The 11,846-nt window shown below is 66.5% G+C and carries 13 protein-coding genes; 12 read left to right on the top strand and 1 reads right to left on the bottom strand.

Annotated features, from left to right (window positions below; genetic code table 11):
- The first annotated feature begins 4 nt into the window (after positions 1 to 4).
- Positions 5 to 805, top strand: coding sequence for a flagellar brake protein (locus tag V6F88_RS01720; protein ID WP_332607631.1), 801 nt, complete (start codon positions 5 to 7; stop codon positions 803 to 805).
- A 109-nt stretch (positions 806 to 914) separates the two neighbouring features.
- Here the strand turns inward: V6F88_RS01720 and fliE are convergent, their stop codons facing one another.
- Positions 915 to 1,247 carry a flagellar hook-basal body complex protein FliE gene (gene fliE, locus V6F88_RS01715; protein ID WP_046807469.1) on the bottom strand — a complete coding sequence of 111 codons (333 nt, stop codon included), beginning with the start codon at positions 1,245 to 1,247 and terminating at the stop codon, positions 915 to 917.
- 320 nt (positions 1,248 to 1,567) lie between these two features.
- Between fliE and fliF the strand changes: the two genes are divergently transcribed.
- The 11 genes from fliF (at position 1,568) to fliP (ending at position 11,846) form a co-directional block, all read left to right on the top strand.
- Positions 1,568 to 3,250 (top strand): flagellar basal-body MS-ring/collar protein FliF, encoded by a 1,683-nt coding sequence (fliF, locus tag V6F88_RS01710; protein WP_332607630.1) that lies wholly within the window; start codon positions 1,568 to 1,570, stop codon positions 3,248 to 3,250.
- On the top strand, positions 3,240 to 4,250 hold the full coding sequence (gene fliG, locus V6F88_RS01705) for a flagellar motor switch protein FliG (RefSeq protein ID WP_039883173.1): 1,011 nt from the start codon (positions 3,240 to 3,242) through the stop codon (positions 4,248 to 4,250). The genes fliF and fliG overlap by 11 nt, the downstream gene beginning before the upstream one ends.
- The gene (fliH, locus tag V6F88_RS01700) at positions 4,243 to 4,986 is read left to right on the top strand and encodes a flagellar assembly protein FliH (protein ID WP_332607629.1); all 744 of its coding nucleotides are present in this window, start codon (positions 4,243 to 4,245) and stop codon (positions 4,984 to 4,986) included. The genes fliG and fliH overlap by 8 nt, the downstream gene beginning before the upstream one ends.
- Positions 4,987 to 5,048: 62 nt before the next feature.
- Positions 5,049 to 6,482: a flagellar protein export ATPase FliI gene (fliI, locus tag V6F88_RS01695; protein ID WP_162941321.1), complete on the top strand. Its 1,434-nt coding sequence runs from the start codon at positions 5,049 to 5,051 to the stop codon at positions 6,480 to 6,482.
- The gene (fliJ, locus tag V6F88_RS01690; protein ID WP_046807473.1) at positions 6,475 to 6,924 is read left to right on the top strand and encodes a flagellar export protein FliJ; all 450 of its coding nucleotides are present in this window, start codon (positions 6,475 to 6,477) and stop codon (positions 6,922 to 6,924) included. Before fliI ends, fliJ begins: the two co-directional genes overlap by 8 nt.
- Positions 6,925 to 6,948: 24 nt before the next feature.
- Positions 6,949 to 8,331 carry a flagellar hook-length control protein FliK gene (locus V6F88_RS01685; RefSeq protein WP_332607628.1) on the top strand — a complete coding sequence of 461 codons (1,383 nt, stop codon included), beginning with the start codon at positions 6,949 to 6,951 and terminating at the stop codon, positions 8,329 to 8,331.
- Positions 8,332 to 8,501: 170 nt separating this feature from the next.
- A complete protein-coding gene (locus tag V6F88_RS01680) occupies positions 8,502 to 9,128 on the top strand; it encodes a flagellar basal body-associated FliL family protein (RefSeq protein WP_332607626.1) in 627 nt (208 codons plus the stop codon).
- Positions 9,129 to 9,130: 2 nt separating this feature from the next.
- The gene (gene fliM, locus V6F88_RS01675; RefSeq protein ID WP_046807476.1) at positions 9,131 to 10,138 is read left to right on the top strand and encodes a flagellar motor switch protein FliM; all 1,008 of its coding nucleotides are present in this window, start codon (positions 9,131 to 9,133) and stop codon (positions 10,136 to 10,138) included.
- Positions 10,131 to 10,691, top strand: a complete 561-nt coding sequence (gene fliN / locus V6F88_RS01670) for a flagellar motor switch protein FliN (RefSeq protein WP_219992258.1) — start codon at positions 10,131 to 10,133, stop codon at positions 10,689 to 10,691. Before fliM ends, fliN begins: the two co-directional genes overlap by 8 nt.
- 12 nt (positions 10,692 to 10,703) lie before the next feature.
- Positions 10,704 to 11,027 (top strand): flagellar biosynthetic protein FliO, encoded by a 324-nt coding sequence (gene fliO, locus V6F88_RS01665; protein ID WP_006219060.1) that lies wholly within the window; start codon positions 10,704 to 10,706, stop codon positions 11,025 to 11,027.
- 27 nt (positions 11,028 to 11,054) lie between these two features.
- Complete coding sequence (gene fliP, locus V6F88_RS01660; protein ID WP_082134665.1) at positions 11,055 to 11,846, top strand: flagellar type III secretion system pore protein FliP; 792 nt, start codon at positions 11,055 to 11,057, stop codon at positions 11,844 to 11,846.

Here is an 11,846-nt window from a genome sequence, read left to right as displayed (position 1 = left end):
CATCGTGTTGGAAGCCAGCGACCCGGAATTCCTGCTGACCCGGCCGGAAGACATGCGTTCCGCCCTGTTCGAGCTGACGCACCCCGACAGCCACATCCTGGTGCGCGACGCCGCCGACCGCGAGATGGCGGTGCTGGTGCTGGGCGCCGACAAGCAGACGCGCCAGTTCTTCTGGCGGCCCCGCGACTACGCGGGCGCCGACTTCGAACAGTCCGACAGCATGGGGTTGTTAAGCGGCACGACGTTCCACTTCCACGCCACCGCCTATGGCGGCGTGCAGATCCGCTTTCGCGTCCAGCGCCCCGAAGTCATTCATTTCGATGACGGCAGCGCGGCGTTGATGTCGCCGTTTCCCGATCGTCTGGCCCGCATCCAGCGACGCAAGATGTTCCGCGCCTCGCTGGTCACCGGCGCCGGGCAGTGCCAGGCCACATGGCAAGCCGAGCCCAAGGCCCGCCCCTTGAGCTTCACGGTGCGCGATATTTCCGTTGACGGCGTGGGCTTGCGCGCCGGGCTGGCGGTGCCCGCCCTGCCCGAGCGCGGCACCGTCATGGAAGACGTGCAACTGGACTTCGGCGACCTCGGCAAGCTCAGCGCCAACCTGGAAGTGCGTAACGTCTACCCGATTTCCGGCCAGCCGATGGTCCAGCCCGACAGCCTGGACGAAGCGCCGCGGCATTTGTCGCTGACCGGCGAACCGCCGATGAGCCACGTGGGCGCCGTGTTCCTGAACCTGGACGCGCGCCAGGAAAACTGGCTGCAAAAAGTGGTGTGGCGTCTGGAGAAAGGCGCGCAGCGCAACTGACCCGCCAAGCCCGCCCCCTAAAAGCAAAAAGGCCTTTCCACCGGAAAGGCCTTTTTTCGGATCGACGCCGCCGTCAGGCGACGCACCCGCCATGCAGGTCTTGCACGCCTTACACGGCCATCGACGAGATTTCCTTGTAGGCCGCAACCAGCTTGTTGCGCACCTGCACCGCCGTCTGAAAGCCAAGGCTGGCTTTCTGCATGTCGATGATCACATCATTCAGCGAAATATCCGGCGCGCCCATTTCAAAGGCCTTCGCCTGCGCCGACGAAGCGTTCTGCGCCGAGGTCACGCGGCGGATCGAGCGCTGCAACTCGGCGGCAAAACCGTCGGGCTGGCCAACCGATTCTCCGGCGGCCAGATTGCCGGTTTCCGCCTTGCTCACGACGGTGCGCATCTGCTGGAGCATGCTTTCGATGCCGTTCAAGCCTGAGACAGCCATTACCTGATTCCTTGCTGGTGGGGCGATTCGCCAATGTTGCCGCAAAGCGTACCGCCGATCGCGCACGCCCATAGCGATTAAAAACCGCCAAAAACCCCGACATTTCAACGAATGCCCACAGCCGGGGCCGGATCAGCCCATTCGCTATCGACATAGAGGATAAGTAACGCCAAAAACCGGCTGTTTTCATCGATTGGGATTGTCGACCCAAGGGCAATAATCCAGGCTCTCCCCAGACCAGAAGCACGTTGCATGTGTAATCTGCCCTACCCAGACATGAAGTCCTTTTCCTTGCGCCGCGCAGCCAGCGGGAGCCGTCGATGAATCAGCAGGCCACTCTGAGTTCGTCGCTGCTGGCGAAGTTCCCTGTGCTGGAAAAGGTCCGCGCACTGCCCAAGCCCGTCTTGCTTGGCGCGGCGGCCGCCGTCGTCGCGCTGATCATCGCCGCGGTGATGTGGAGCAGCGAGCCCAAGTACAAGGTCCTGTTCTCGAACCTGGACGACCGCGACGGCGGCGCCATCGTAACGGCCCTGGGCACCATGAACGTGCCCTACCGCTACAACGAGACGGGCACCGCGCTGCTGGTGCCGGCCGACCGCGTCTACGACGCCCGGCTGCAACTGGCTTCGCAAGGCTTGCCGCGCGGCGGTTCCGTCGGCTTCGAACTGATGGACAACGCCCGCTTCGGCGCCAGCCAGTTCGCGGAACAGATCAACTACCAGCGCGGTCTGGAAGGCGAGCTGGCCCGTTCGATCGAAGCCATGCACACCGTGCAACACGCCCGCGTTCACCTGGCCATGCCGCGCCAGTCGCTGTTCGTGCGTGAACGCCAGGCGCCCACCGCGTCCGTGCTGCTGAACGTCTACCCGGGCCGCAGCCTGAGCGATGCGCAGGTCTCGGCCATTTCGTGGCTGGTGGCCTCCAGCGTGCCCGAGCTGACCGCCGAAAACGTCTCCATCGTCGACCAGAACGGCCGCCTGCTGTCCGCGCCGCTGGGCGAAGGACGCGGCATGGACGCTGACCAGATGCGCTTCGTGCGCGAAATGGAACAGCGCACCGTCGAACGCATCCTGACGATCCTGAACCCCCTGGTCGGCCCCGGCAACGTGCACGCACAAGCCAGCGCCGACGTGGACTTCGCCCGCCGCGAAGAAACGTCCGAGGTCTACCGCCCCAACCAGGAACCTGGCCAGGCCGCCGTGCGCAGCCAGCAAACCAGCGATTCCACGCAGCGCGGCGTCAGCCCCGCCCAGGGCGTGCCGGGCGCCCTGTCGAACCAGGCGCCTCCCAACGCGCAAGCGCCGCTGGCCAACCCGCCCGCGCAGCAGCCGCCGCGTCCGGGCCAGCCGCCCGCCGCGGCCGGTGCCCAGCAACAGCAGCAACAACAACAGCAGCAAACCGGCACCCAGGCGGCCACGGCCAACCTGAACGAGCGCCGCGACGCCACCACCAACTATGAAGTGGACCGCACCATCAGCCACATCAAGCAGCCGGTGGGCAACCTGAAGCGCCTGTCGGTGGCTGTGGTGGTGAACTACATCCGCGACAAGGACGGCGAGCCGCAAGCCCTGCCGCCCGAAGAACTGAGCAAGCTGACCAATCTGGTTCGTGAAGCCATGGGCTATTCCGAAACGCGTGGCGACTCGCTGAACCTGGTCAACAGCCAGTTCAACGATGGCCCGCCGCCGCTGCCGATGTGGCGCGATCCGGAAATGATTGCCCTGTTCAAGACGATCCTGGCATGGCTGGTGGGTCTGGTGGTTGCGTTCTGGCTGTATCGCAAGATTCGCCGCTCGGTCACCGAGTACCTGTACCCGCCGGTGGATCCGGAAATGGCTGAAGCCGAGCGTCAGGAAGCCGCTCGCGAAGCCCAGGACGCCGCCCGCAGCAAGGAACTCAGCCGTTACGAAGACAACCTGGAACGCGCCCGCACGATGGCCAACAAGGATCCGCGCGCCGTCGCGATGGTTCTGCGCACCTGGATGAGCAAAGATGAAAAATGATTCCACTCCGATGGACGGCATGACGCGCAGCGCCGTCCTGATGATGTCGCTGGGCGAGGACGCCGCAGCCGAGGTCTTCAAGTACCTGAGCGCCCGTGAAGTGCAGCAGGTGGGCGCGGCGATGGCCAGCCTGAAGCAGGTCACCCGCAACGACGTGGCCGTGGTGCTGGAAGAATTCCGCCAGGAAGCGGACCAGTTCATGGCCGTCACGCTGGGCTCGGACGACTACATCCGCAGCGTGCTGACCAAGGCGCTGGGCAGCGACCGCGCGGCCGGCCTGATCGAAGACATCCTGGAAGCCGGCGACGGCGGCAGCGGCATCGACGCGCTGAACTGGCTGGACCCGAACACCGTGGCCGAGCTGATCGGCGACGAACACCCGCAGATCATCGCAACGATCCTGGTGCACCTGGAGCGCGACCGCGCGGCCGGCGTGCTGGCTTTGTTGACCGACCGCCTGCGCAACGACGTCATGCTGCGCATCGCCACGTTTGGCGGCGTGCAGCCGGCGGCCTTGTCCGAGCTGACCGAAGTGCTTAATTCCGTGCTGGCCGGCCAGGGCGCCAAGCGTAGCAAGATGGGCGGCGTGCGCACCGCGGCCGAGATCCTGAACATGATGAATTCCTCGGACGAGGAAACCGTCGTGGCCAGCCTGCGCGAACGCGACAACGACCTGGCGCAGAAGATCATCGACGAGATGTTCGTGTTCGACAACTTGCTGGACGTCGAAGACCGCGCCATCCAGCTCATCCTCAAGGAAATCGACAACGACACGCTCATGGTCGCGCTCAAGGGCGCCCAGGAAGAGCTGCGCGCGAAGTTCCTGCGCAACATGTCCAGCCGTGCCGCCGAAATGCTGCGCGAGGACCTGGAAGCGCAAGGCCCGATCCGCATGTCGAAGGTGGAAGGCGAGCAGAAGAAGATCCTGCAAATCGCCCGCCGCCTGGCCGAGAGCGGCCAGATCGTGCTGGGCAATTCCGGAGACGACGCGTATGTCTGAAGCGGACAACGGCGCGACGACGCTCATCTCGCGCAGTGCCGCCTGGCGGCGCTGGCAGATGCTGTCGTTCGACGAGCCGGCGACCGTCGAAGCGGAGCCCGAACCGGAACCCGACCCCGGTCCGGACCCCGCGGTAGTGATGGCGCAGCTGCGCGCCCAGGCCGTGGCCGAAGGGCGCGAGGAAGGCTACGCGCAAGGCCATGCGGCCGGCGTCGAAGCCGGGCAGCAGGCGGGCCACGAAACGGGTTATGCCGCGGGCCGCGAAGCCGGTTACGCCGAAGGGCTGGCCCAGGCGCGCCAGCAAGGCGCTGAGGAAGCGCAGCGCCTGAACGCGCTGGTGCAGGCCTGCGCCGCGTCCGTGGGCGCGCTGGAAGAAAAGATGGGCCAGAGTCTGCTGACGCTGGCGCTGGACATCGCGCAGCAGGTCGTGCGCACCACCCTGTCAGAACAACCCGAAACCGTGATCGCCGCCGTGCGCGATGTGCTGCACATCAACCCGTCGGCCGGCGGCCAGATGCGCTTGTGGGCCAACCCCGAAGACATCGAACTGATCCGCCTGCACCTGGCGGACGAATTGAAAGAAGGCCATTGGCGCGTGCTGGCCGATGAGTCCATCGCGCGCGGCGGCTGCCGCGCCGAAACGCCTTTTGGCGATATCGACGCCACCTTGCAAACCCGCTGGCGCCGCGTTGCGGCCTCGCTGGGCCGCAACGTGTCTTGGGAGGATCCGGCGTGAACGGCGATCAGGCATCGGCGCAGACCGGCCAACCCGCCCTGCCCGCGACCTCCGCGAGCACGGTGCCGGTGCTGGACCGCTGGAAGACGCAGCTGGAGATCGGATCGATCCGCGCGGCGTCCACCGACCCCTGGCTGGTCAGCGGCAAGATCACCCGCGCCACCGGCCTGGTGCTGCATGCCACCGGCCTGCGCCTGCCCGTGGGCGCCGCCGCCCGCATCGAAATCGCGCGCGGCCACGATCACTGGGCGGATGCCGAAGTGGTGGGCTTTGACGGCCACACCCTGTACCTGATGCCGCAGGCCGATATTTCCGGCCTGCCGCCCGGCGCGCGCGTCGTGCCCGGCGAGCCGCCCGTGCAACGCGCGATCCCGCTGCCGCGCAAGGCCGAATTGAATGGCAATGCCAAGCCCCAACTGGGCCGTCACCTGCCGGTGGGCAACGCGTTGCTGGGCCGCGTGCTGGACGGCGCGGGCCGCCCGCTGGACGGGCTGGGCCCATTGACGGGGGCCGAACTGGCGCCCTTGTCCGCGCTGCCCATCAACCCCTTGTCGCGCGCGCCGATCGATACCGTGCTGGACACGGGCGTGCGCGCCATCAACGGTTTGTTGACGGTGGGACGCGGCCAGCGCATGGGCCTGTTCGCAGGTTCCGGCGTGGGTAAATCCGTGTTGCTGGGCATGATGGCCCGCTACACCAAGGCCGACGTCATCGTCGTGGGCCTGATCGGCGAACGCGGCCGCGAAGTCAAGGAATTCATCGAACACAACCTGGGCCCCGAGGGCCTGGCGCGCTCGGTCGTCGTGGCCGCGCCCGCCGACGTGTCCGCGTTGCTGCGCCTGCAAGGCGCGGCCTATGCCACGCGTCTGGCCGAGCACTTCCGCGACCAGGGGCTGGACGTCTTGCTGATCATGGATTCGCTGACGCGCTACGCCATGGCTCAACGCGAAATCGCGCTGGCCATCGGCGAGCCGCCCGCTACCAAGGGCTATCCGCCGTCGGTGTTCGCCAAGCTGCCGATGCTGGTCGAACGCGCCGGCATGGGCGCACCGGGTCCGTCCGGCAAGGCCGGTTCCATCACCGCGTTCTACACGGTGTTGGCCGAAGGCGACGACCAGCAAGACCCCATCGCCGATTCGGCTCGCGCCATTCTGGACGGCCACGTGGTGCTGTCGCGCCATCTGGCCGAAGCCGGTCACTACCCCGCCATCGATATCGAGGCGTCGATCTCGCGAGCCATGACGTCGCTGATCACGCCGCAGCAGTTCGCCGTGGTGCGCCGCTTCAAGCAGAACCTGTCGCGCTACCAGCGCAACCGTGACCTGATCGCGGTGGGCGCCTACGCGGCGGGCAACGATCCGCAGCTGGACGAAGCCATCGCCCGCTATCCGCGCCTGGAAGCCTTCTTGCAGCAAGACATCGGCGAGAACATCGGCTACGACGAAGCCGTCAACCAGTTGCGCGCCAGTTTCGAGTTAAGGGACACCTATGCCTAGCCAATTGCCCTTGGACATGTTGATCAACCTGGCCAAGGAAAGCACGGATGAAGCCGCGCGCCTGTTGGGCCGCCTCAGCGCCGAACGCACCAATGCCGAGCGCCAGCTGGGCATGTTGAGCGACTATCGCCAGGACTATCTGGAACGTCTGCAACAGGCCATGACGACCGGCATGTCGGCCAGCGATTGCCACAACTACCAGCGCTTTATCGGCACCCTGGACGACGCCATCGGCCAGCAGCAGGCCGTGTTGCGCCAGGCCGATGACAACCTGGCCAAGGGCCGCCAGTACTGGCAGCAGGAAAAGCGCAAGCTCAGCTCGTACGACGCCCTGGCGCAGCGCGAACTGCGCGCCCAGGCCGTCGTGGAATCCCGCCGCGAACAACGCGCCAATGATGAATATTCCGCCCGCCTGGTCCAGCGCCAGGCCGGGATGCATTAAGCAATACCTAACAGGAAGCCCCAGATGACCGCTCCCCTGCCCCTGCCCACCGTCGCGCCTTTTGCGCCCACGTCCATCGCCGACGCGCTGGGCGCCAAGTCCGCGCCCGCGAACAAGAAAGGCCCAAGCTTTTCCGACGTGCTGGCCCAGCAGCGCCCGAAGCCGTCCGCCGATTCGCGCCCCGCGAACAACGGCGCCAAGACGCCCGCCAAGAATGCAAACACCGGTGACGCCGGCAGCGAAGCAGCCGGCAAGGCCGAATCAGCCGCCGCCGGCGCCATCGACGAGGCCGTGAAGACCGCCACGTCCGCCGAAGCCGGCGCGCTGGCCGTGGCCGCCTCGCAGCAGCCGGTTGCCGCACTGCCGCAGCAAACGCTGGAACTGGCGGCGCAGGCCGCCGAACAGGTGCAGCTGGCACGCGGCACCGCCGAATCCGCCGCCGCCGCGATGAGCAACGGCGCAGCCGTTCTGACCGCCGCGCTGACCGCCGCCGACGCACCCGCCACCCCACGCACGCCGGTTGCCGCCACCGCCGTCCAGGCGGAAGCTGCCCTTGCCGCCGCCGCGCGCGACGCCCAGGCCGCGCAACCCATCCTGACCACCGCGGTCAAACCGGGAAGCGCCGTGCCCCCGGTCGCGGACGCCGCACCGGCCGCCAAGCCCGCCGCGCCCACGGCGGCCAAGGCCGATGCGCCGCGTCTGGCACCCGAGATCCCGTTGCCGCGCGTGGCGCGCGACACGCACGCCGCTGCCGCCGAGCACACGACGACGTTGCCCGCCCACACCGAAGAAGAATTGACGGCCGCCCTGAACAGCACCGCGCAGCAATTCCAGGCGCCGCAACATGGCGCCACGCCGCAGGACAACCTGGCCCAGGCACTTGCCGCCGCCAGCCAGCGCCAGGCCGCGCCGGTCGTGAACCAGGCCGCCATCGCGCCGCCGGCCGTGCCGCTGGTGATGCAGGTCGCCACGCCCGTTGGCGGCACGCACTGGGGCACCGAGCTGGGTCAGCAAGTGGTCATGATGAGCACCAACGCACGTCAGGGCATGCAGACCGCCGAGCTGCGCCTGGACCCGCCCGACCTGGGCCCCTTGCGCGTCAGCCTGAACCTGTCCGACGGCGTGGCCAGCGCGTCGTTCGTTTCAGCGCATGCCTCCGTGCGCCAGGCCATCGAAACCGCGATCCCGCAACTGCAACAGGCCTTGGCGCAAGCCGGCATCTCGCTGGGCCAGACCAGCGTGGGTGAACAGGCCGCGCAGCAGGAATTCGCACAGCAACAAGGCAACGGCGGATCGCAACGGCAGTCGGGCAATGGATCGGCGCTTGCCGATGCATCGGCCGATATCGCCGCGCCCACCGTCACCGTGTCGCGCAACGCCAACGCACTGGTCGACACCTTTGCCTGACAAACACCCGGCCCGCGACCGGCAACGGCAGCGGGCGGTGCAGCAATAGCTTGAGATACGCGGCTTTCGCCCTGTTTTTCGCCTCCAAGGCGACACGCACTTTGGGGCAGAATGCTTTCATCCACTAAGAATCCGTTTTCACCAGCGGCTTAATACGCATCGAAACCGAGATGGCGACTACCAAACCTATTACCGCGCCGTCGGGCGCCAAGAAATCCGGCGGCATCGGCGTCCTTCGCCTGCTGCTGGGCCTTCTGGTCCTGCTCATCGTTGCAGGCGCCAGCGCCGGCGCAACCTGGTTCATCACGCAGCGCATGCAGCAACCGCCCGCCGGCGCCGCCGTGCAATTGGGCGTGGGCCAAGTGCCCGGCGGCCAGCCTGGCCAACCGGGTGTGGCAGGCCAACCCGGCCAGCCTGGCCAAGGCCCGCAAGCCACGCCGACCACGTTTGTTGCGCCGCCGGCCGGCCCCATCGCCGTGCCCGCGCCGATCTTCGTGCCAATCGAAGCATTCACCGTCACGCTGCAAAACGCCGACACCGAACGCATCATGCACGTTGGCCTGACCCTGCGCGTCAGCGACGAGCAAACCCGCACGCGCCTGGAAAAGTACATGCCTGAAGTGCGCAGCCGCATCCTGATGGTGCTGTCGTCGCAATCGCCCACCGGCGTGCAGACCCAGCAAGGCAAGACCGATATGGCCAACGCGATCAAGGTCGCGGTCAACCGTCCGTTCTCGCCGTTGCCTGACGGCCAGTATGTCACCGACGTACTGTTCACGGCGTTCGTGGTGCAATAAGCATGGCCTACGAGGCATTTCTTTCGCAGGACGAAGTCGATGCGCTGCTTGCCGGCGTTACCGGCGAGAGCGATAGCAAGTCGGCGGCCGCGAACTCCAATGATGGCGCGCGTGCCTATGACCTGAGCTCGCCCGAGCGCGTCGTGCGCCGCCGCATGCAGACGCTGGAGCTCATCAACGAGCGCTTTGCGCGGCACATGCGCAACGTGCTGTTGAACTTCATGCGCCGCAGCGCCGACATCACCGTCGGCTCGATCAAGATCCAGAAGTACGCGGACTTCGAACGCAACCTGCCCGTGCCCAGCAATCTGAACATGATTCAGATGAAGCCGCTGCGTGGCACGGCGCTGTTCACGTATGACCCGAACCTGGTGTTCCTGGTCATCGACAGCCTGTTCGGTGGCGATGGCCGCTACCACACGCGCGTCGAAGGCCGGGACTTCACCACGACCGAGCAGCGCATCATCCGGCGCCTGCTCAACCTGACCCTGGAAAGCTACGGCAAGTCCTGGGACCCCGTCTATCCGATTGAATTCGAGTACGTGCGCTCGGAGATGCACACCAAGTTCGCCAGCATCACCGGCAACAATGAAGTGGTGGTCGTCACCTCGTTCCATATCGAATTCGGCGCGACCGGCGGCGACCTGAACATCTGCCTGCCCTACTCCATGATCGAGCCGGTGCGCGATCTGCTGACGCGTCCGCTGCAGGAAACCACGCTGGAAGAAGTTGACCAGCGCTGGTCGCAGCAGCTGTCGCGCCAGGTGCGCAGCGCCGATATCGACGTGGTGGCGGAATTTGCGCGCATCCCGTCCTCGATCCGCGAACTGATGAATTTGAAGGTGGGCGACGTCCTTCCCGTGGACGTGCCCGAGACCATCATTGCCAATGTGGACGGCGTACCGCTGATGGAATGCGGCTACGGCGTCTTCAACGGCCAGTACGCGCTACGCGTACAGAACATGTTTACCTACGATACCGATTCAAACGAGGCCCCCGACCATGACTGACAAGAACGAGCCTGGCTCCGGCTCGTCCCCGGCCGACGACTGGGCCGACGCGCTCGCCGAACAATCCCGCGCCAACCCGCCCACGCAAGCCGACGGCTTAAAGCCGCAGGACGACTGGGCGGCCGCGATGGCTGAACAAACCGCCTCCGCGCCCGCAGCCGCTGCGCCGGCGCCCGCACCGGCACCGGCTGCTCCCGCACCGGCCGCCGCGCCCGCTGCCCCCGCCGCGCAATCGGCGGCGCAGTCGGTGTTCAAGCCGCTGGCCGGCGCCACAAGCGGCACCGGTACCGACATCGACCTGATCATGGACGTTCCCGTCCAGTTGACGGTTGAACTGGGACGCACCCGCCTGACCATCAAGAACCTGCTCCAGCTGGGCCAGGGTTCCGTGGTCGAGCTGGACGGCCTGGCCGGCGAGCCGATGGACATCTTCGTGAACGGCTACCTCATCGCCCAGGGCGAAGTCGTGGTCGTCGAAGACAAGTACGGCATCCGCTTGACCGACATCATCACCCCGTCCGAGCGGATCAACCGCTTGAACAACCGCCGCTAGCAGTTCGGCGCCATGACTGAATCCGCCCTGCTGCGCGTCATCATCGGCCTGGTGCTGGTGGTGGCCGCCATCCTGGTATCGGCCTGGCTGGCGCGGCGGGCTGGATTGACCCAGCGCGGCGGCGGCAACCTGCTCAAGCAAGTGGCCAGCCTGCCCGTTGGCGCGCGCCAAAGCATCGTCGTCGTTGAAATCGACAACACCTGGCTGGTGGTGGGCGTAGGCCCGAACCAGCTCACCACGCTGCACACCCTGCCCGCCGGCCAGATGCCGGAGGGTTCGCCCTTGCCCGCCGCGGCCTTCGCGGCCAAGCTGGGCCAGGCGCTCAAGCGCCGCTAGCGCGACACGCGCATCTTTGCGACACCCATGAGCTTTCTCTCTCGCACGACACTCCTGCCTGCTCGCCCGCGCGCGCTGCCCCTGCTGGCCGCCGCCGCGGTGCTGGGCCTGGCCTTCTTTCCGGCCGGAGTCGTCGCCCAGGCCACCCTGCCCGCCCTGACGGCCACCCCCGGCCCCAACGGTTCGGAGACGTATTCGCTCAGCATGCAGACCATGCTGCTAATGACGTCCCTGTCGTTCCTGCCGGCCGCCTTGTTGATGATGACGGGCTTCACCCGCATCATCATCGTGCTGGGCCTCTTGCGCAGCGCGATGGGTACGGCGATGTCGCCGCCCAACCACGTGCTGATCGGGCTGGCGCTGTTCCTGACCTTCTATACGATGTCGCCGGTGTTCGACAAGATCTACGCCGACGCCTACAAACCCTTGTCCGAAGGGTCGATCCAGTTTGAAACCGCGGTGGAACGCGCCGCCGGTCCGCTCCGTACGTTCATGCTGCACCAGACCCGCGAGAACGATCTGTCGCTGTTCGCCAACCTGGCCAAGCAACCCGCGCTGGAAGACCCATCGCAGGTGCCGCTGCGCATCCTGGTGCCCGCCTTCATCACCAGCGAATTGAAGACGGCGTTCCAGATCGGTTTCACGATCTTCATCCCGTTCCTGATCATCGACCTGGTGGTGGCCAGCGTGCTGATGGCGCTGGGCATGATGATGGTGCCGCCCGTGACCGTGGCGCTGCCGTTCAAGTTGATGCTGTTCGTGCTAGCCGATGGCTGGAACCTGCTGATGGGCTCCCTGGCCCAAAGCTTCTACCAATAA

This window comes from Achromobacter sp. ESBL13 (assembly GCF_036668755.1).
GTDB lineage: Bacteria > Pseudomonadota > Gammaproteobacteria > Burkholderiales > Burkholderiaceae_B > Achromobacter.
Note: the sequence above shows the minus strand (reverse complement) of the source record. Positions and strands in the feature narration are given on the sequence as shown.